We start from the raw sequence: 21,747 nt of genomic DNA, 5'->3' as shown, positions 1-21,747 counted from the left end.
ATGGAGGTTTTGGTTAAATATGGATTACACTTGGTAGGGCTGGCCTTTCTGCAAGATGGCGAAAATGTGATGTAACAGCTTGTTTGCGCAGGCGATCACGGCCACCTTGTAGGGCTTGCCCTCGTTTCTTTTTTTCTCGTAGTACGAACGGATTCTTGCATTCGCATTCTTTCGCATTCCACATTGCACCGCTAAATATAGTGAACGTCTGAGCCTTTTAGAGCCTCGTTTCGTAATTCGTGTACTTGTCGCTGTGAACTTTCCTGAACTGAAAATCCCTGGGTCAAGGCCCGCAAACGCTACAAGTTGCTTCGCATCACTAAACTGTTTCACATCACCTAGTTCAGCTACAATGGCTGCGGCCAGTTTCGTTCCAATTCCCGGGATACTTCTCACCAGTCCGACTTCAGGCAGATTTTCTGCAAGTTCCTCCATTTGTTTTTCGAGTTCCTCCAGTTGCCGAATCATCGTCAACAATAAAGAGACCATTCCGAGCAGTGCCTTGCTTTGAGCGGGGCTACGCCGAATTTCTCTCCATTCATCCAGTACTTCCTCCAGTTTTCTCGCTTTTTCATTGGTCCATCGCTTGGAATGGGATCGTCCCGAATTACCCTGAATGACTTCATTCCAATTCGTCACACTTCCCTCCAAACAATGAGACAGCACCGTCAATGATGTTGTTGAAAACACATTGTAAAATATCTGCTCATACGTCGGAAAAACTTGCTCCAGCAAGGCTCTGCTGTTCAGCTTCGCCTGCACAAAGATTCCCGTGACAAACTCATGCTGCCTAGTCAAATGCTGTAGCTCTGTAAACGTCTCATCCCAATTTCGATGCGGCTTCACGTCGCCGCGATAGTACATCTCTGCCAGATGCCAAGCATCTGCAGCATCTGTTTTAACTTTGCGTAACTGCGTTCCCTTCGCTCGCTTGGATTGCAAGGGATTCACAATGTAGTAGGTATAGCCACTCCGATTCAGACAGGACACCAAGGCACGATGGTAATGCCCAGTCGCCTCCAAAACAACCACTGGAGCAACACCCGTTTCGGCTTGAAGGGCCCCTAACACCTCCGTAAATTGTTCGAATCCATTCGCAACATGCTCAATGACGATAGCTTTACCAACGGGCTCATTTCGTTTTTGAAACGCCTGTATCACACTTGAACCTTTAGCGACATCTACACCAACAACAGGTTCCATGTCCTCACTCCTTATCTTTCGTTTCGCCGGTCCTTTCCACGATGGTTCCAAACCCATAGCTTCGCTTGTTATACGGGGTCAGCTGCCCCTACCAGCCCAAACATGGTCTTTTGGAGGTCGTGGGAGAACTGTTTTTGTTACGAGGTCCTAGCCCCTAAAACCGCCACGTTCTCCCGGCTTCCCCCATCGTAAAACGACCACAAAAAAAGGCCAACCAGTAATTACTGGCTAACCTGATAATACGAAAAACCGACAGGACTGAAACGCCCTGTCGGGGTGGAGATGGTGGGTGCAACGGTATTACACCATAACCTTACAGATATCGTTGGTGAACTCTACTGGATCTTGAATTGGCAATCCCTCAATCAGCAATGCCTGATGGTACAGCAGACTTGTGTAGAGGTTCAGTTTTTCCTGATCCTGCGCAAAAGCGTCTTTCAACGATTTGAAGACATCGTGATTCACGTTGATTTCGAGCACTTTGTCGGCCTGTACGTTTTCGCTGTTCGGCATAGCTTTCAAGATTTTCTCCATTTCAATCGTCAGCTCACCTTCGGTGGACAAACATACCGGGTGGCTTCTGAGGCGTTTGGAAGCTTTAACTGCTTTGACTTTACCCGCTAATTGAGCTTGCATCGCTTCAAACAACTCTTTGTTGTCGTTGTCCTGTGCGTCCGTTTCTTCTTTGTCTGCGCTATCTTCGATGCCCAGGTCACCACTGGAGATGGATTTGAATTCTTTCTCCTTGTAGTTCGTGATCATCTTGATTGCAAACTCGTCGATGTCATCAGTAAAGTACAATACTTCGTACCCTTTCTCAAGAACACCCTCGATCTGTGGCAGCTTCTCAATACGGCTAATGGACTCACCAGATGCATAGTAGATGTACTTCTGATCTTCCGGCATTCTGGAGACGTATTCGTCCAGGCTCACGAGTTTGCTCTCTTTGGAAGACGTGAACAACAGCAGATCCTGCAAAGTATCCTTGTTCACACCATAGTCGCTGTATACACCATATTTCAATTGACGACCAAACGCTTGGTAGAACTTCTCGTAGTTCTCACGCTCGTCCTTCAATAGACTTTGCAGTTGGCTCTTGATTTTGTTCTTAATGTTCTTCGCGATCAGGCTAAGCTGACGGTCATGTTGCAACATCTCACGCGAAATGTTCAGGGACAGGTCTTCCGAATCCACCATACCTTTAACAAATCCAAAGTAATCTGGCAACAGACCCCCGCATTTATCCATGATCAATACACCGTTGGAGTAGAGTTCAAGGCCTTTTTCATACTCTTTCGTGTAGTAGTCAAACGGCGTGTTCTCCGGGATAAATAGGATTGCATTGTATACCACAGCGCCATCTGCGCTGATGTGCAGGTGTTTAAGCGGTTTGTCAAAACCGTAGCGTTTTTCCATATAGAAGTTATTGTAGTCTTCTTCGGTCAATTCGCTTTTATTTTTACGCCAGATCGGCACCATGCTGTTCACGGTTTGTTCTTCTTGGTATTCCTCGAACTCGTTCTCCGTGCCCTCTTTTGGACGTTGACCCGTTACATCCATCTTGATCGGGTAGCGAATGAAGTCGGAGTATTTCTTGATGATGGATCTCAGGCGATACTCTTCCAAAAATTCGTCATACGAATCTTCTTCGGTATTTTCTTTGATCGTCAGAACGATCTCTGTACCTACTGAATCTTTCTCAGCTGGTGTGATCGTGTAACCATCCGCGCCTTCGGACTCCCATTTCCAAGCCTCGTCGCTGCCCAGCGTTTTACTTGTTACGGTCAGCTTGTCCGCCACCATAAATGCCGAGTAGAAACCTACCCCGAATTGTCCAATGATGTTGTGGCCGTCTTTAGCCTCATTTTCCTTCTTGAACGCCAGGGAACCACTCTTCGCGATAACCCCCAGATTATTCTCTAGCTCTTCCTGCGTCATACCAATACCGGTATCTGTCAGTGTGAGCGTGCGGTTTTCTTTGTCAATCGTAAGCTTGATGAAGTAGTCCTCTTTGTTGAAAACGAGCGAATCGTCCGTAAGTGCTCTGTAATAAATTTTATCAATGGCGTCACTGGAGTTGGAGATCAATTCTCTCAAAAAGATTTCTCTTTGGGTGTAAATGGAGTTGATCATCATATCCAGCAAACGTTTGGATTCTGCCTGGAATTCTTTTTTAGCCATGAGTGGTTGGACTCCTTTCAAATTGGGATATCGAATGATTTGATTGAAAATAGAAAGTAACTGAGATAATCCTGCGGCCATTAGTAGACTCAAAAACCTTTGATCGCTCTAGTCCACAGATATTGTGATTCACTCTAATGGCTCATTATAAAAAATAAGTGCACGACGTTCTGCAATGCAGCCGTTCCGGTTACGAATCGTTTTTCGGATCGCTGTTATCCCCGTATTTCTTTGATTCCCTTTTTTAAATGGGAGAAATCCGGTGATAAAGGCGAACGCTCTGCTTCCTCCAAATCGATTTCGTCCCCTGCACTCCTTTTGCATCTGATCAGCGACTGATTTTTTAGGATAAAGGACATCAATGAAGTGATATCTCTTAAACGTGGAATCTTGCTTCAAGTCTGTTGCATACCTTGGCTTCGCATGTTCTACTCAGGTTCAATATCTATTTCCCAAAACAGAATCATTCCATATGTAATCGTGTATTAAAAACATCATTTGTTAGCACTCTGATGATCGGAGTGCTAAACCCTTCCTTTTATATAACATATGGGAAAATTGGGTGTCAATACGTAGGCGGTTATTTTAACTAAAAGATCGAATAACTCTTTAACTTTTGCACATCACCAATCATTTTACCGTAATCCCTCAGGTAAAACAAAAGCCGCCTCGAACCAAAGTTCGAACCGGCGTAATGAAAGATTGTAATGTGTCTGTTGATATAGTAGATAGCGTTAAAACATATTTCATCTAATGTACCTTGGAGTATCTTCGAGCTTACTGTGTTGAGACTGATGTATGTTGTATGGGTACTTTGGTAGGTATGTTGGTATCTTGGTATTGTGGTTGCTTGAATGTCTTGAGCAGCATGACAGTCACGCGCTAACGAATCTCAGAGGCGTTAATTGGCCTTTTTGGGATAGCTTCATAATCTAACGAATCGTAATCGCGCTATTTCTCGACTTTAGCCAACCTTTTGAGACTTTTGGCAGGTTTTTCACAAAATAGCGCGTGTGAGGTTCGTTAGACTGGGAAATTGGCTGGAAATCGTAAAATAAGGGCTCCCGGGTTCTTTAGAGTTGAAGCAAATGTTGGCGTTACAGCTACAACTAGGCTTGCGATAAAAATTAGTGCTTACGGTTAGTGTTAACGTTGCCTTTGGCACGCATGCTGCGTTACAGAAAAAGTTAGGCTTGCAGAGTTAGGGTTCCAATCAAAATTGCAGTTTGAGTTCGAGCTTGGGTTACAAGTTACGGTTAGGTTACGGTTAGGTCACGGTCACGGTTAGAGTTAGAGTTAGAGTTAGAGTTAGATAATTCTACTTTTTGACCATTTTCGGATCAAGGGTATCACGCAGGCCATCGCCCATTAGGTTGAAGCCGAGAACGGTCAACATAATGGAAACGCCGGGGAAGATCAGTGTCCACGGTGCTTTTTGTATAAACTGACGGGAGTCTGACAGCATTTTACCCCATTCCGGGTCGGGTGGTTGTGCACCCATGCCTAGAAATCCGAGTGCAGCAGCTTCGATGATCGCCGTCCCAATTCCGAGTGTACCTTGCACGATCAGTGGAGTAAGGCTGTTGGGCAAGATGTGGCGAAACAAGATTCGCCCGTTGCCCGCTCCGAGTGTCCGTGCCGACGTAATGAATTCCTCCTGCCTCAAGCTGAGTACCCGTGAACGCACCAACCTTCCATAGGTCGGGATATTCACGATGGCGATAGCGAGTAGTGCATTTTGCAAAGACGGGCCCAATATCGCCACAATGGCGATGGCCAGCAAAATCCCCGGAAATGCGAGCAAAATATCAAATAGACGCGAGATGAGCATGTCCGCCCATTTCCCATAAAATCCGGCAATCAGCCCCAGCAGCGTACCCGCAATAATGGAACCAATGACGGAGAAAAAGCCCACCCACAAGGAAATACGCGCCCCATGCAGCACTCTGGAAAACACGTCACGCCCCAGATCATCAGTACCAAACCAATGCTCTGCCGAAGGGGCCTGAAGCCGATCCACCAGCACCTGTTCCTTGTAATCGTAAGGTGCGATATATGGCGCGAGGAAGGCCAACAGGATAAAAAATACGATAATAATCAGACCTGCAAGCGCAAGCCGATTTTTCCGAAACGTTCTCCACGCTTCCCGCCATGGACCGGATGTGCTCGCCGACGCAGCGTCAATGGATGGTCCGGTATTGGTCGATAATTTGGCCATACGGCGTCTCCTTTCCTGGATATGAATATAACAAAAGATCAACAAATTCTATTACACTCAAGCACTACGATTGCAGTACCATCTTCTGATCGCTGTTATCCCAGATTTTATTGATCCACCTATTTAAAGGTGAAAATCCAGTGATACATGCGCAGCCTATGCTTCCGATGTAGCTTTCTTTTAGAAAGCTTTTAGCTTCGCTTCTGCAGATTGGTTCTTTATGGAGTAACTATTTATAACTAATACGAGGATCAAACACGGCATAGAGCAAATCTACAATCAGATTGATCACCACAAAAAAGAACGCCACGATCAGAATGCCACTCTGGATCACCGGATAGTCCCGCGAACTAATCGCTTCATATATATACCGTCCCACACCCGGCCAAGCAAAGATCGTTTCGGTCAACACCGCACCCCCGAGCAACGATCCGGTCTGGATGCCGATAACCGTAAGCACGGGTATAAACGCATTTTTGAGCGCATGTCCATATACGACAAAAAACGGACCCAGTCCCTTCGCCTTTGCTGTACGAATGTAATCGGAACTCATCACTTCCAGCATGCTGGAACGGGTCATCCGGGCAATAACAGCCATTGGAATCGTTCCCAGTGCAACACTTGGCAGAATCAAATGTTTCGTTACGGTCCACAACTGATTCCATTGTCCAGCAATCATCGTATCCAGCACGTACAAGCCCGTAATGGCTTCCACCGGATCACGCGCATTCATGCGTCCAATGGATGGCAACCACTGTAACTTGTTCGCAAACAACCATTGTTCCATCAGACCTAGCCAGAAGATTGGCATCGATACACCCACCAAAGCAATGACCATACAGCAATAATCAAACCAGGAGTTGTGCTTCCATGCACTGACAATCCCGGCATTCACCCCAATAATGACAGCAAACAACATACTTGCCATCGTTAATTCAAGGGTTGCTGTCAGATAAGGGACAATTTCCTGGGCAATAGGCACCTTGGTGCGGATGGATGTTCCAAGGTCACCTTTGAGCAAATCGCCCAAGTAGGCGAAATATTGCTGGAACCAGGGTTTATCCAGACCGAGCTGGTCACGAAGGGCCTGCTTGGATTGTTCGGTTGCCTTTTGCCCAAGTATGGTCTCGGCCGGGTCACCCGGAATGGCGTGGATGATGGAAAAGACAATCAGGGTCATGCCCAGCAGTACGGGCAGCAACACAAGCACACGTTTGACAATATAGCTGTTCAATCCTGTTCACCTGCCTTCGACATATCGTGCAAAAATAAAAAACGCCGGCAGAAACGCATGCTTTGGATAGTTACGTCCGGATGTGGGTTCTGCCAAGCATTGCGTCTCACCAGCGCTTTGAGAGAAAGAATTAAAACGTAATCACTCCGAACTGTAGTGCCATCTTCAGATCGCAGTTATCCTGAAATTGATAAGTTCAGCTTACAGCTTACTCGAAATAAGCACCGGCATAGGATTCGGTGCCCAGTGGAGAAGGGACGAAACCTTTCAGGTTGGCTTTACCTGCCATAATTGGCGTCGTGTGTACCAGAGGAATCCACGGTGCATCTTCCTTGATAATTGCCTGCGCTTGTTTGTAAAGCTCCGCACGTTTCTCCTGATCTGTTTCTTTCTGCGCATCCGTCAGCAACACATGCAACTCTTCGTTTACATAATAACTGCGGTTGTTGCTTGGAATGGCATCTTTATCCAGCAGTGTATACAGGAAGTTATCTGGGTCACCATTGTCACCTGTCCAGCCGAGCATGTAAATGTCGTCCTTCTCCCCGGCCTTTGTATCTTCGAGATACGTTGCCCACTCCGGTGATTCGATGGTGACGGTCACTCCAATTTTCTCAAAATCAGCCTGGATTGCTTCCGCTACCTTCTTGCCATCTGGCATATACGGACGGGATACCGGCATTGCATAGAAGGTTACCGGATCAGGCAATCCGTCAGGGAAGCCAGCTTCGGCCAGTAGAGCTTTTGCTTTTTCCAGATCATATGGGTAATCCTCAATGGTATCGTTGTACCCCCACAGCGTTGGCGGCATCGGGTTCACAGCAGGCTCAGCTTGTCCAGCAAAAAACGCATCAATAAGGGCCTGCTTGTTCACCGCATGGTTGAGGGCTTGTCTGACTTTCACATTATCAAATGGCTTCTTCTTAAAGTTAAAGCCGATATACGCCACGTTGAACGGTGGACGCTCGATCTTCTGTAACTCGCTGTTGCCTTCAAGAATGGACAGATCGTCCGGGTTCAGGTCTTCCATGACATCAATCTCGCCGTTTTGCAGGGCATTGAAGCGAGCGGTATTATCCGGAATGGAACGCACGATTACTTTGTTCAGCTTCGGTAGTCCTTCTTTCCAGTAATTGGCGTTTTTCTCCAGGGTAATGGAGTCGTTACGCTTCCACTCTTTGAATACAAATGGGCCGGTGCCCACAGGCTCGCTTTTAAAGTTCTCTTTTTTCTCCTGAATCGCGGTTGGGCTGGCAATGCCAAATGGCGTCATCGCAATATTTTGCAGGAAAGGCGCTTGTGGCTGGTTCAATGTGAACTCCACCGTAGTTTCGTCCGTCGCCTTCACTTCCTTAATCACACGACCGTCCTCTGGACCAAACATGGAATCGTAATAATCGAAGGAATCTCCCTCGAATTTATATTCACTCGCCGGATCACCCCAGCGGTTGAAATTGAACACAACAGCCTCTGCGTTGAAGTCAGTTCCATCATGGAATTTCACACCGGACTTCAGCCTAAACACATACTTGAGCCCATCCGCCGAAATCTCCCAGCTCTCCGCTAGTCCAGGAATGACTTCTGTTCCGCCTTCCTTGTAGTCCAGCAATGAATCAAACACCTGATGCCCAATCTTCAGCGACTCCCCATCGGTCACAATCGCCGGATCGAGTGCTACGGAATCCCCACCACGCCCCATAATCATCGTATCCTGCGCTACCGTTTCGGTTGGAGGGTCGGTTCCTTCCGCCGGAGCAGGCGTAGTCTCTCCACTCTCATTACTGGAGCAACCGGACAACACCAATACGGTACTTAAGGCCATCGTTAGAACACCGGTCATCCATTTTTTTCTCATTCGCATACGTACAACACCCTTCCCTGTCTCATAATGTGTGTGATGCTGGCATGAAAGATCTCCAATGTTGGCAATCGGTTTGGTGCTATGTATCATATAAAAGGCTTTAGATGCCTGCGATACCTGAATTAAAGTTTGGGGAAAAGTAAGGCAGTCTATGAAATGTAAAAACAGCATGGGATACATATGGAATACAGGTAAATGTCAGACAAACGTGCAGAGGATTAAGGACGTCGGTTGATTACTTTTATAGAAAAAGAAAAAGGTTCTACAACGGATCTTGTGAGATGAATCTATGAAATTGAATGAAATTGTTGCGTTTTATTTGAACTTAGGTCAATAAGCAACAGTGAGTGGGTATGAACTGGTAAGAGCAGGTTTAAGTTGGTAGATTAAAAATACTGATGGGCATATAGATACTACGCTGCTGGCTATAGTCTGTTCCTTGAGCGTGTCGTGTTGAGCATGGAGTGTGGAGACCGGATTAGGTATCGTTATCCTTCGTTAGCAATACGGATGAAAGAAACTCAACATAGGCTAGGTTGTTTGATGAATCGTGATGTTGTTAAATCGGTGGCTTTCTCTTGCAGATTGGATGTGTAATTGGATGTGTAAAATGTATGAACGAGTCATCTTGAGATGTTGGATTGTACAACAGGGAGACATTACAATAACTTCATGTGTTATGGTTTTGTCATGATGAGGAGGATTGTGTAAATAAACTGTGGTGAAAAACAATTTCGTGTAGCTTACTTTACATCACATTAATCAATTAGACAAGAGATTTACAGACATAAGTCTTCAACTTTATTATATGCGTTAATATCACTTACACAAAACACAAAAAAGGAACACGGTTCGACAAAAAGCGTCTCGTGTTCCTTCTCCACTCCATCCACATTTATATAAAATCAACATTCTAATTTGCTAAGAATCAGCTCACTTTTTAAACAAACCTCTGCGATGCATCACGGTAATAAAACGGTAAAAATCATAACTCGCCCCATTATCGATGCTGAACAATGGGTTTTTAGTGTCATATGCTAGTGCTGCATCCACAGCTGCCTTTGCCCATACTGGAACTTCCATTTGCTGACGCGCCTGCAGTTTGTCGACCTGGGATTTGAGCGCATCAAACGCTGCTTTCTCTTCGGCTGTCATCGGTTCGCCCCCTTTCGGTGGTTCGGTTGGTGGATTCGGATGACTTGGATTCGTCGGATTGGATGGCTCCGGTGGTTTTGGAGTGGCTGCTGCGTATCTTGCTCTGAGCTCTGCCGCTGTTCCCTCGAATTCATTCATATCCACGTTGCCACTAATGCCATTCACCTTGCCTGAATCCGTATACTGCCAGAACGTCCAACGCTTCCATGCCGGCTGGTCGTCCGGTACACGGGTGTTGCTGTAACGCGCGATCCACAGATCATATGAGCTGAGTGATGTGTCAAAATTCCTGGCAAATGAATTGCCCGTGTATATGATCGGTTTCACACCTGTCAGACGTTGTAATTCGGTTAAAAAAGCTTTGGCAACTGTATTCATCTGCGCTTTGCTCAGGTTGCCGGGATTGTTCTCGTAGTCCATGACGGGTGGAAGTTGTAACGCTTTGGCGCCTCCCACTTTGTTAAGTGTATTGGCGTAATGTGCCGCTTCTGCCTTGGCACCATCGGTGGATGTCGCACGGAAGAAGTGATATGTTCCGACCAGCATGCCCGCAGCAAGTGCACCGGTTACATTTTTCTGATAATTGGGATCGGTATATGTCTGTCCCTCGGTTGCCTTGATGAATACAAATGTCATGCCACTTGCCTTCACTTTCGCCCAGTCAATATTGCCCTGGTATCGGGAGACGTCAATGCCCTGTGTGTTGCCCGAACTTCTCGTTTGCATGTTTCTCACACCCTTTATGCGGCAAATTGCCGTTTGTATCAGCATTTTACATCATTCGATTCAAGCGTTCCCGGGTACAAGTATAGACAGATTAGAGCATTCTGATCTATACATTGCTGATTGGATGTCACTCTCTGGATTGATGCAAAATGCTCCTATAGTTAATGCGGTTGGATCAGGGGTTGCTTGTGTGCGTGTCCCTGATGTGTTGAGTTATGTGTATTTTCACGTGCTAGCTTGCTATAGTCACATTACTTCTTACTATCTCCAGCCTGTGAATTTATGTCGTCCGGATCTGCCTGTGAAAAAGTGTCTTTGGCACTTGGGGAGAAGTTACCGGGGAGTTCCCCGGTTCCCCCCTTGCCCTTGAGCACTTCAATGGCCTGCCGAATCACTGGCGGAATAGGTGCGCCCAACTTGCCCCCGTTTTCGATAATGGACAACAACTCATTTGCGATATAAAAAAAGGCGACCGCATCCCTGAACAAATGTCCGTCTCCCAGAACACCGTCCACCAGATGAGCCACCGATACCATTGCAAATATAAACACCTTTCTGGCGATGCCGAACATCCCAACGTTACTTTCTAGCTTGCCACTCATGCCTGCTGCCGCAATGCCCGTTAGGTAATCGAGGATGACGAACACAAGTAGTACGCCGAGTACGCCTGACCAACCACCGAAGAAGTAGGTTACTGAGCTGCTCATTAGTGCAATTCCCCATTTCCATAGGGTGTCCCATCTTTCCATGGTTTCACCTCCTTTTAATATTGAAATACTAAATGCTCCAGAAGGCATAAAAATAGCGCTCCGTATTCGGAACGCTTGTTAAGTGATTTTTCCGTTTTGGTCCATATCTCCAACTCGCAGAGCTTCCGCCACTTTATCACGGCTTTGAACTGGTACAGACTCCAACTTGATCATTCCTTAATGAACCATCATTACCTATATAGCTAACATAGTCTCACCTCCCATCATGAATGCTACAGCCCATCAAATCCAGCAGCCAAGCAAGTTTATTCCGCATTAGGCATCTAACTAAGCAGCAACATGTGTAATCCCATGAGCGCCTATTTATTCGTGTTGTTTTCTTCCCGCAATCGCTGATTTTCTGCCGCCAATTCGGCAATTTGAGACGTTAATGAAATGGCAGGCGGTTGTGGTTCTTCATCGGGTTTTAGCGGGTAGTCAAAGAGTGGTTCCAATGTTTCCAAATCAACGCGTGTAATCATACCGCCCTCGGCACGGTCAAACATGATTCGCCATGTTCAAGCTGAATCATACCCATGCTATCGGGAACTTTATCGTCCAACGCTTTATACAACTTGAAATCCTGCTCCCGTGTCGTTTCGACGACGATCCCGGCGCTCTCTGGCGTAATCACGAATACGTTCCCGAATTGCAAGTCGCAGTAGACCTTCATACCGATTTTATTTTTCGGCTCTTGTTCGTTCATTTTTCCACTACCTTTCGTGTTTTTGATATGGCAAAAATGAGTATGCGGTATGAGCTTTCACGGCTCACAACGTCACACCCTTTCCCCCTTGTTTATCTCTCTATGATCACCCAAAAGCTTCCCAAACTACAGAGGAAAAAACCAATCCCTCTTAAGTGAAGTAGGTTTCTAACAAGGCACTATCAATCCACATACCGCCACCAGTAGCCGTGGTGGATGTACCTCTCATGTACAATCCAAAGGGCATGTTCAAGTTCAAGCCACTGGCCGCAAAATCTATCGTAGATAAGTTAGAAAAAACATACCCATCACTTTGTGAATTGATGGTGATTCCATTCATCTTCCCTTTCACAAAATCGACCATGAGCATAGACAAGCGATTAGGGTAAGGATGTACGTTCAACACAACTCCGCTATTCACGGAACCTGTTGTATTTCTTAATACTAATTGAGGCGTAGCATATACACTATCAAAACTCATGATAGGACCCAATTTCGAAAATGCGTTAAACATGCGAATCCCTAAAGGAATATCGAATAAGAAGACATCTCTTTTTGAGTTTGGAGATATTATGGTATACGGAACAGAAATTGTTCGCTCATTGATCGTAGCGGGAAATACCTTCGGCCCGTCAATCAAGTAATTGTCCAGCAAGTAATTATCAATTAACGGCATTTACTGCACCGCCTTTTCTAAAATCAACGTCACCCAACTATTTGTTCCAGTTGAAATAAAGTTGGTCGGCCTTCCCTTAGGTAAGAATACCTTAGGCAACGGAACAATAAGCGTGTCTCTTGCTTTAATGACTTTCTTACTTATCAAATACCAACCAGTATTCATAGACACCTCCGAGGATACGCTTCCGTGTCCATTACAAATGATAATAGAGCGAATGATAGAATCAAAGTCATTTGAAGGAATAGAGTCTGCACTGGTCGCTGTTACCTTTACGAAAGGATATCCTGCCGGTTCATAATTTCGTTCGAATCCAGTTAAAAATATGGACAATCCAGAAATGTTAGATGATATATAAATTTCTTCTCCTTGAATTATTGGAATATCTAATTCGGAAAGAACTAAAGTAGCGCCAGGCTTTATCACATGGTTTTGAGCGATACGAGATCCGCCGATAGTCAAAGTAAATAACGCGTCAGACGCACTGTAGTTGCAAATAATAGCTGACTTAACCACAGCATACTTATTCGTTGGGACGGTATATACCTTCGAAGACGTGGTAGGTACGTTACCTTCGAATAAATTTTTGATTGTATCTGCCATTATTCAATCGGCCCCCAAACGTTTCGTTTATTTTGTTGTTGCAGCAAAGTACGAACAGCCTCGTTAACCGCGGTCTCGACCACTGACACCGCCCCCGCGTTTTGACGCATGAGATCGTTCATATCCGTAAGCAATGCCTTTTCATTTTCGGCTATTGATCCGACGAATTGAGCAACCGGAGACGTGTCCAGCATAAAGTAAGTTACCGTGTACGTGGCTGACGGATCAAACGCATCTTTCACCAGATTCGCTCTTGCTGTTCCGTAAGCATCCATCACGTTTCTACCAATAGCCCATCGATCATCTTTAGCACCATTTTTATAAATCGCGAGAATATTCCTTGCTTTAGTTTTAAGCAATGAGTGCGGAACAGATGTATAGTTAATCTCACGTCTACCGACAATATTTACCGTATTTTCTGAGGCCGGCGTATATTCACGCAGCATGATGCCCGTGTCGACTTCAACTTGGTTATTACCTTCAACTAACGTCAATTTTCCTTCTGACGTGATTGCTTCGACAGTTGGCGTTGCAAGTTGATATACAAGCTGGTATGACGAAATTGTCCCATCTTTAATAGAGGGAGAACTCTCGTTTACTGGTACTGATGTTCTTAAATGTGCCCATGTGCTATTCCAGTTAGCTGGAGGTGAATATCCTATCGGCGTCCATGTTTTTTGAGCCGCGTTTGTCGGATCATTGTAAGCGCTGGCACTCATGTTACGCATTGTCCATCCCATGAAATATGCATACCGCTCTTCGACTGTTGGCGTGTATGAGTCTCCCCATCCACTGTCTGAGTTAGAAACGCTTATAGCAAAATTACTATTCATCCTATCAACTGCCCATCCATCTGCACTTGCTTCGTGTTGTCCCCAAGTTAAGATTTTCCCATTGTATTTAACAGCAACTGCTTCCCCTACAGAATCATAGTTATAATCGATTCCTGGTAATTTAGGATAGAGTGTTTTATATCCTGCTTTATTGCCAACTATTGAAGATGTAAGCTTGCTTCCATCCAAGACAACATTTTGCCACTTCTTTAATTTGAAATATTGACCGTCCTTCTCGAAAACTTCATCAGCATTAGTCTCGGTCAATGGATCAGCGTATAGATCCGTTTGCAATGCGAGCATAGTGTCTTCGCGTGGTTTGAATGGTTTTGGCATGTTGCCGAGCGTCAGCATTGGGTTAATAATTGTGTCAGCACGGTTTCCCGTGCCGTTGACATAAACAGAAATTTGCGTAAGATTACCGCTATTGAACGTTCCGCCATTGTTACTGTAATTAAGTAGTACCGTCTGCTCGTCTACAGAAAAAACAGCTAACATACCCTTACCTTTTAAAGTTGAGAAAGATAAATGATAATCTTTTTGTGGACAGATAGTGACAAGGATCCGTGTCCATGGATCTGTAGATTCTGATGTTTGTTCATACACATATGGGCTGATTATCTTGGAATTTTTGGTAATTAACGCAGCTTCATAAAATGAAGGCAACAAATTCTCTCCATAACGAATTACGTATGGATTCCGCACAGGTTGAACACTATCAACGTATGGATATTTATCTGCTACCTGTTCCGGAGTCATGCTGTTCAATGCTGCGTATTCTGCTGCACTGACTTCGTAAAGGCGGACATTGTCCGCATTGAATACTTGCCCCGCTACCCCGCTACCAACAACTGCAATCGCATGGGTTGAGGCTGTCGCCGTGAAGCTAGCGAATGAAGTCCCAAAGGTCGATCCCGTTACTTTATTTCCGTTAACTACAGTGGATATTGAAACGAATGCGCTACTAGTTGATACGTTTTTGATATCAGCTACTAGAACATATGTCTTACCGACTGACGTAGACACTTCCTTGCTTATGTTGCTGTTAGTCGAGGCAAGGGTTACTTTTAATGAACTCAGACTTCCCTGGGCATACGTAGAAGTGTCTAAAGTTGCTGACGCAGCGCCTATACCCCAGTTACTATATCCCTCAAAGCCTCCATCCCGCCCCAACAAGTTCACAAGCGTTCGACCCTTCAATCCTTCCAATTTAAATGCCGAGGAACGTCTAGCATGAACAACTTGCAATCCAGGCTCCAACGTCACCGATCTACGCTTCTCGGTATCCAACCGCTCCTGAATACTACTCACCTGTGCTGCGGTTTCCTCAGCCTTTTCTTCCACTTGCCCTACACCGTCATCAACCTTCTCCCAGTTCTGATCCAAATACTTATCCAGATCAAAATAGGTTGTCGATGGCGAGGAACGGTCAATTTTATTCAACCCAAGATTCGGTGTTTTTGGTTCATTCATTTAAGCTCCACCTCCTAAAAATTTATCCTGACGGGTCTGTTCGATCTCAGCCAGCGTCATGCTTTCCACTTCCGCAATCGTCAAATACCGCAGACGATAGTCCACGGTCATATGTGCCGGTTTAATATCCTCAATTGCTGCCTTAAGATCGTCCAGATTGGGCGGCAAGCCCCATGTGTCGATAAAGCGAATTCGGATCAAGTATTCCTCGGGCGACACAGATACATCAATCCCACCGCTTTCGTAGGCCTGCGCCACGTTCTTGAGCATCGAGCCAGAGACTTTGCCGCTGCCGCGCATTTTGGAAATGATTACGGATCTCCGCTGGTCGTCTGGCTTGGCTTGATTCGTCGGAATCTGCAAATCCCGCTCATAACGTTCCAATGTCCAGGTCGCAGACTCCGGGTAGAATTGATCCAGCACACTTTCCAAACCCACCGTAAGCTTGTCCAGCTCTACACCTTCGGTCTCCGTGAGAAGCTGCATCTCAAGCACATTTTCATACAACGGGGGCAAAAGAGTCATTAACATCTCTGATTTACTCATGTCACCTTCACCGTCCCAAGAACGGCTACGGCGCCGGGGGCGATCTCCAGATTGGACATACCACCATTCACCAGCAGATCGCTATAGTCGATCACGGGTGGGATATCCAGAATGACATTGGCAATACGTGTCCAACGCACCAACGGATCGGCAAAAGCCAGTTCTTTCAGATACGCCATAACTCCCGTTTCAATTAGTGTCTTCACGCCCTCGTACGTTGAACCAGAAGCAAGTGTGACCTGCACCTCCACATCAATGGGTACTTCTTCCGCCCCCACCACCGTAACCACAGGTCCAATTGGAGCAGCACCTTCGCCCATTCCATCCTGGGTTGGATCGATATATTTCTGAACTGCCTCAATGACCGCCTCAGCAGGTGTTTGCATTTCGTTATTCAGCAATGCCACTTTGACTGTACCGGGACCGTCCCACAGTGGAAAAGCTTTTGCTTTGCCCACACCGGAGTTTTCCCGTGCCCATAACTCATACTGATATTTGTTCGCACTCGTGACCGGACGGGAAACTTTGTCCTGATATCGGTCATACAAAGCCTGATCCGTTTCCTCGTCTTCTCCAGGAACCAGCAACTGTGTCAATTCGGCTGTGGTAAGACCAGCAATATAATCGATGGGCAGCAGTGCCCCCGTATATTCATTACCTTCCGCTCCCGCGACCTCACATTCCAACACATATTGCCCTGCCGCGATGCGTTCCACAACAACATACACCCGATCCCCAGTGGAAAAACGACTCTCCAAAGGAACTTCAACAGGCTTCCCTTCGTTATCCCGAAAACTACCAACCCAACGCGCCTTCGTGGCCGGCTTCCGACTAATGCCCGACCAAGCCACCGCGCGATCCAGATACTCTCCAGAGGCTGTATCTGCAAACTTCAGATTGGCGTTCACATCCAGCTCGATATACATCTGAGCCATTTCCACAGCCGCTGGCGCAAGCGCATCATAGATAATGCTGCCTTCACGTTTATCCACACCATCTGGTACCCTATCCAGCATTCGGTTTAAAATAACTTCAAACGTCTGCTCTTCATACATTCATGTTCACCTCCGTCTCTTCCCTGAAGCTGCCAAAATCTGTTTCCACGGTAAACGAAACCCTTACTCCATCGGCCTCGTGGACAAAATCGAACTCCGTTACATCCGATATACGATCATCCGGAAGCAACGCTTCGCGAATCCAGCGCTCCAGTTCCGATTCAACCATGGATCTCCCGGCCATTCCTTCCCAGGACCATTCCATGCCGTAATCCGAGGAATAGATTAGATGCTCGTAGCGGCGTGTAGACAACGCTTTATACACCGCCTGTTTTACCGCATCTTTTCCATCCAGTTGCAATCTTCCAATTCGTTGTCCTGAAGCTTGAAATACATACGTTAGACTTGGAAGCACAACAGCTTCTTCCTGATCTTCTGCACTTATCTGCGCACCCTGTGGAATCATGGATTCACCAGCCGATCCAGCACGACAAAGCTGTCTCCGCCTTGAACACGTAACAACAAGACATGATCACCCACGGTCCAAGCTTTGTTCACTACGGACTCTGGCAGTACCAGAAAAGGCTCAGCCAATGCCAGCCGTTGTTCAACGGTAATCTCCAGAGGCTGCGTGTTTGTCACGCTTCCGTACATTATCTGAACGGGAGACTTGGCATCTACGGCAGCCACCGCCGCCTTTTTAATCACGTCCAGCATCATTTATCGTTACACCACCTTCAAATCCAGTGACATCGTATGCACGCCCCCCTGTATCTTATGCGTACATTCGTCTACCAGAAAATATTGATTAATCTTCAGTTCATCGATCTGGATGTTGACAAAACTGCCTGCCCTCACCTTGAAATCACCAAGCGCATCCACCTTCAACGTCTGCGTCTCGCGATTGCGGAGGGTCATCAGGGTCTTGAGCATTTCATCAATCTGACCTTCGTTCAGGCCATCATCCGCTTTTTGGTACAAAAAAAGCAGCCCCCATTGACGGATGCTGCCTGAATCCTGATGAACAAACGTTTCTCTTTTTCCCGTATCCTTGTTATCCCGATACAGCTTAATCTTGTTATACGTCTGGTCGTCAATTGACCGCGTATAACTGTAATCCGTGAGCAGACTGTTATCCCCAATAACAAAGCCGTAAGGCATCTCTTCCACATCCCGAAGCACAAGTTTGCCGAAATCATCGTAAAAGATGTAGTTTTTACCACCATAGATGAGCGTTCGGTCGAGCGCCTCACAGATCATGTCGATCAGCTTTTTGTTATCAAATAACATGCGCGGAATAACATACTTTGGCTGAATCAGATCACCTGTTTTCAACAGAAAGTCTTTGGCAATTCGTTTGATCACATCCGTAGCCGTTGCGTTAACGAACTTGTAAGTCTGATTCGCGGTTAGATAACGAGTCTGGTCGTAGGCTTTGATTTTGACACTTTCGTCCTTGCCACTATCCACCGAGAAGATATATCCGTAAAATATGCCTACCTCGTTGCTGATATATTTCACGACAAATCCATTCTCATAGGTGAATTGCTTATTCTGGTACAGGCTGCCCTTGATCAACGTGAATTCCAGAGAGGAGGGCTTGCCGATACGGGAGGTTTTGTACGTAATGTCGCCGGCAATTTCGCTAATGTCCCAGATGTTGCCCTGTTTGTCATCCAGCAATAACCGTTCCTTCATGTTTGCCAGCTTATCATCCAGCCTGATCTGCTCTTGCATATTCCCTCTCCTTTCACGGAAGCTTGATCACAAGTCCAATCGGCAGCTTCTTCAGTTGTGCATCTTTGATGCCATTCAGCTTCTGCAGTTCTTTCCAGCGAGATCCATCTCCCAAATGGGTTTTGGCTACAGACCACAAGGAGTCTCCGGCTTTGAGTGTGACAGTCTTGGGCTGGATTTTTTCATTGGGCCGGGAGGATTTGGTTTTTGTTTTTGAAGCAGCCGTATCCTTGCTGTCCTTGAGTGGCACTACTTTTTTGGCGGCATAGAAAATGAACTGCTTCAGCTTGATATCATACTGAATATCCCCCACCGTACCCGCTGTCTCCTTCCAGTCGAAGCTCTCAATGGAAACCGCCATATTAATAGTGTACCTTGCACTGGAAAAGAACAGTCTGACGGGTCTGCCCGTCTGCATCCAGCGGATGATCTTTTTCACATATTCATAGGGATCACGGTAAAACTGCTTCTGAATTGCCGGATGTCTTGCATCGTAGTTCAGATGATACGGGCTGTAGTCTGCCGGAAAAATCCCGCTGAAACTGACTTCACGCAGCTTCGGCGACTTGATCACGTTAATTTCACCCAAAGCGCTAACGTTAAATGTACTGCCATCTCCCGAATCCGAAAACTCAATGCTCTCGGGTGTCACCGGGAAAAACATGTATTCGGAGCGGTTATTGAAGCTTAGTTGAATATAATATTCCACTTATCCATACACCCCCTGGGCACTGGAGACGATCTGACTGTTCAGTCCATCGGTGATTTTGCTGATGATGCTGTCCACATCATGTCCGCTGTTGATATCCCCTGTGGTGACCTGAACGGTTGGCGTCAGACTGACAAATCGCTGAATCGCCTGCATCTCTGCAAGCTCACGCATCAGTTTCAGATCCTCGCTCGTCACATCCACTGTGCCGTCCACGTCACCGATCTTGTCCACCTGTCCGATATTGTTGATTTTGTTGATGTTACTCATGTTGCTGTTGGGAACAATATTGGGAGCAGGTGCAGTTGGCATCGATGGCATGGAAGGCGTTTTGGGAGTTGAGCCGCCAAAGTTTCCGGGTAATTTTGTTTCTTTGGAACTTGGAACAGGCAGAGAAGGTATTTTTGATAATAGATTTTTTGCTATATCTTGTCCCTTGTCAGAAACCTTTGGATCGAATTCTCCATCCATCCGTTTCATGTGGAATACATCTTTGTCACTTTGTGGCTCAATTGATTTCAGTGTATCCATCCAACCCTTGACGCTTTTGCTAGCAATGTTGATATCGGCTTCGGACATGACAGCAAAATTTGTACCAAAGATATCATTAATAAAGGAAGCTACCTTCCCAATTGCCCCCATCGCTTTGCCCAGAAAGTCCTCAATTCCTACAATAAGATTGTAAAATATCTGCATCCCGAACATTCCCAAATCGTAAAGCAATTTTTGGAATGCATAGAATGGGTCTTTGAAGACATTGGCTATGAACTCTGCGAATATAGCAAATCGATTCCACATCGTGGCAATCACAACCCTTACCATCTCTCCAAGCAGCATAAATGTACCGATAATTGCTCCCAAAATCTCAGTTCCCGATATTCCCATCATGCTTAAAATACCGATAACAGCTGCAATGGCAGCGATGACGAGCAGAATAGGCCAATTCAGTAATAACCAGGCTGCAACCAAACTGTAAACTTGGATAATGACCAAAGCCAGAGCCACAAGCGCAAGCGCCATAAGGATCGGCTGAATAATATCCCAGTTTTGTTGGATCACACTTGCTATATACAGAATGCCATTTACCAGCATCGTCAGCGCGTTTGCCGCAACCGTAAATGCATTGCTAAGCCATTCAATAATGCCAGTGAATTCACCATTGGCAAATGCCTCATTTAATCGATCTAGTAGAGGCGTCAAGGCAACAAGAGCTACCTGTCCAATCTGGCCCAGAACCCCATTAAACTGATTCACAAGCATGTTCCACTTCTGTAGTGGTGAATCCAGCATAGTGTCAAAAGCCTGTTGGGTATAGCCTTGTTTTTGCAAAATGACATCAAGCTTGGTGATAAATCCATCCAGATTGGATGAATCGATAGTTTGTTGCAGACCCGCTCCACTTAGAGCTTCAGCAGGAATGTTAAAAGAATTAGCAAGTTCACCATTGTCTCCGTTCATGGCAGCAACCAAGGCACTGGATGCATCTGACATACTTTTCCCATCTGGAGAAAGCATACTCAACCGTTTAGTCATATCTCTCAGTTGGTCAACCTGATCCGTATTCTGTGCATACGGAATGAGAGATAGTGTACCTTTCAAAGCATCCGTAACATTCTGTCCGCTCTTGAAAGCTTCCGCACGGTAGCGATTAAAGATCGTCTCCCCCTGAGCATCATCACCCGTAGCAGCCATATAGCGATGCTTCAGATCCTCTTCTTGTGCTGCTGGAACAAGAACCGCTTGTCCTGCTGACTTGATCATGCTGATCCAGGCTCTTACACGCCCGGCTCCTTCTGCAAAAGCCGCGTTCACTTTGGCTTGTTCCTCGGATACGCCCTGCAGCAATTTGGATGCCATTGCAATACTGTTCAGTCGAGCAGAATTAAACATGGTACTTATAGCAGCAGGTAATTGTTGAAATTGCGTTACTATACGTGTTGAAGTAAGGTACAGTCTTGCAAACATGGCATACATTCATTTCTCCCTCCTTTCCTTTTTATTTCTTTCGGGCGCGATTCTTGGACCGTTCTTTCTTCTCTTCCTCCACCCGGATGGAGATCATCGCATAGATTGCCGCTCGTTCTCGCATAGAGAAGGCCATTAGCTCATGCGGCAAAATGTTTAATTCATGGAGAGCGTAAT

The 21,747-nt window shown here is 46.0% G+C and carries 19 protein-coding genes; all 19 read right to left on the bottom strand.

Annotated elements, in window-relative coordinates; translation table 11 throughout:
• Positions 1-24: 24 nt before the first annotated feature.
• The 19 genes from MKY95_RS06600 to MKY95_RS06510 all read right to left on the bottom strand — a co-directional run bounded on the left by MKY95_RS06600 (position 25) and on the right by MKY95_RS06510 (position 21,579).
• Entirely contained in the window at positions 25-1,203 is a 1,179-nt protein-coding gene (locus tag MKY95_RS06600; protein WP_339194353.1) for an IS110 family transposase, read from the bottom strand.
• Positions 1,204-1,503: 300 nt separating this feature from the next.
• Positions 1,504-3,384 carry a molecular chaperone HtpG gene (gene htpG / locus MKY95_RS06595; protein WP_076319059.1) on the bottom strand — a complete coding sequence of 627 codons (1,881 nt, stop codon included), beginning with the start codon at positions 3,382-3,384 and terminating at the stop codon, positions 1,504-1,506.
• Positions 3,385-4,702: 1,318 nt separating this feature from the next.
• Positions 4,703-5,602 (bottom strand): nickel transporter permease, encoded by a 900-nt coding sequence (gene nikC, locus MKY95_RS06590; protein WP_036611363.1) that lies wholly within the window; start codon positions 5,600-5,602, stop codon positions 4,703-4,705.
• 229 nt (positions 5,603-5,831) lie between these two features.
• The gene (locus tag MKY95_RS06585) at positions 5,832-6,836 is read right to left on the bottom strand and encodes an ABC transporter permease (RefSeq protein WP_017690144.1); all 1,005 of its coding nucleotides are present in this window, start codon (positions 6,834-6,836) and stop codon (positions 5,832-5,834) included.
• 208 nt (positions 6,837-7,044) lie between these two features.
• Positions 7,045-8,691 carry an ABC transporter substrate-binding protein gene (locus tag MKY95_RS06580; protein WP_036611585.1) on the bottom strand — a complete coding sequence of 549 codons (1,647 nt, stop codon included), beginning with the start codon at positions 8,689-8,691 and terminating at the stop codon, positions 7,045-7,047.
• Between the two features lie 939 nt (positions 8,692-9,630).
• Positions 9,631-10,578, bottom strand: coding sequence for a glycoside hydrolase family 25 protein (locus MKY95_RS06575; RefSeq protein WP_036611366.1), 948 nt, complete (start codon positions 10,576-10,578; stop codon positions 9,631-9,633).
• Positions 10,579-10,829: 251 nt separating this feature from the next.
• Positions 10,830-11,327, bottom strand: a complete 498-nt coding sequence (locus MKY95_RS06570) for a phage holin family protein (RefSeq protein WP_036611369.1) — start codon at positions 11,325-11,327, stop codon at positions 10,830-10,832.
• Positions 11,328-11,647: 320 nt separating this feature from the next.
• Entirely contained in the window at positions 11,648-11,809 is a 162-nt protein-coding gene (locus MKY95_RS06565) for a hypothetical protein (protein WP_162158977.1), read from the bottom strand.
• Positions 11,806-12,033 carry a hypothetical protein gene (locus MKY95_RS06560; RefSeq protein ID WP_051447216.1) on the bottom strand — a complete coding sequence of 76 codons (228 nt, stop codon included), beginning with the start codon at positions 12,031-12,033 and terminating at the stop codon, positions 11,806-11,808. Before MKY95_RS06560 ends, MKY95_RS06565 begins: the two co-directional genes overlap by 4 nt.
• 151 nt (positions 12,034-12,184) lie before the next feature.
• On the bottom strand, positions 12,185-12,709 hold the full coding sequence (locus MKY95_RS06555; RefSeq protein WP_036611373.1) for a hypothetical protein: 525 nt from the start codon (positions 12,707-12,709) through the stop codon (positions 12,185-12,187).
• Positions 12,710-13,312, bottom strand: a complete 603-nt coding sequence (locus MKY95_RS06550; RefSeq protein ID WP_036611375.1) for a hypothetical protein — start codon at positions 13,310-13,312, stop codon at positions 12,710-12,712.
• Positions 13,312-15,618 carry a hypothetical protein gene (locus MKY95_RS06545; RefSeq protein WP_051447217.1) on the bottom strand — a complete coding sequence of 769 codons (2,307 nt, stop codon included), beginning with the start codon at positions 15,616-15,618 and terminating at the stop codon, positions 13,312-13,314. Before MKY95_RS06545 ends, MKY95_RS06550 begins: the two co-directional genes overlap by 1 nt.
• A complete protein-coding gene (locus MKY95_RS06540) occupies positions 15,619-16,164 on the bottom strand; it encodes a putative phage tail protein (protein ID WP_036611377.1) in 546 nt (181 codons plus the stop codon).
• A complete protein-coding gene (locus tag MKY95_RS06535) occupies positions 16,161-17,219 on the bottom strand; it encodes a baseplate J/gp47 family protein (protein WP_036611379.1) in 1,059 nt (352 codons plus the stop codon). Before MKY95_RS06535 ends, MKY95_RS06540 begins: the two co-directional genes overlap by 4 nt.
• Positions 17,212-17,625 (bottom strand): DUF2634 domain-containing protein, encoded by a 414-nt coding sequence (locus tag MKY95_RS06530; RefSeq protein ID WP_036611382.1) that lies wholly within the window; start codon positions 17,623-17,625, stop codon positions 17,212-17,214. Before MKY95_RS06530 ends, MKY95_RS06535 begins: the two co-directional genes overlap by 8 nt.
• Complete coding sequence (locus MKY95_RS06525; RefSeq protein ID WP_051447218.1) at positions 17,622-17,879, bottom strand: DUF2577 family protein; 258 nt, start codon at positions 17,877-17,879, stop codon at positions 17,622-17,624. Before MKY95_RS06525 ends, MKY95_RS06530 begins: the two co-directional genes overlap by 4 nt.
• Before the next feature lie 6 nt (positions 17,880-17,885).
• Complete coding sequence (locus tag MKY95_RS06520) at positions 17,886-18,896, bottom strand: hypothetical protein (RefSeq protein ID WP_051447219.1); 1,011 nt, start codon at positions 18,894-18,896, stop codon at positions 17,886-17,888.
• A 13-nt stretch (positions 18,897-18,909) separates the two neighbouring features.
• Positions 18,910-19,605 carry a LysM peptidoglycan-binding domain-containing protein gene (locus MKY95_RS06515; protein WP_036611385.1) on the bottom strand — a complete coding sequence of 232 codons (696 nt, stop codon included), beginning with the start codon at positions 19,603-19,605 and terminating at the stop codon, positions 18,910-18,912.
• Positions 19,606-21,579, bottom strand: a complete 1,974-nt coding sequence (locus tag MKY95_RS06510; protein WP_036611387.1) for a hypothetical protein — start codon at positions 21,577-21,579, stop codon at positions 19,606-19,608.
• Positions 21,580-21,747 lie beyond the last annotated feature (168 nt).

The sequence above is a fragment of the Paenibacillus sp. FSL P4-0176 genome (assembly GCF_037975265.1).
GTDB lineage: Bacteria > Bacillota > Bacilli > Paenibacillales > Paenibacillaceae > Paenibacillus > Paenibacillus amylolyticus.
This window is presented reverse-complemented; position numbering and strand designations above follow the sequence as displayed.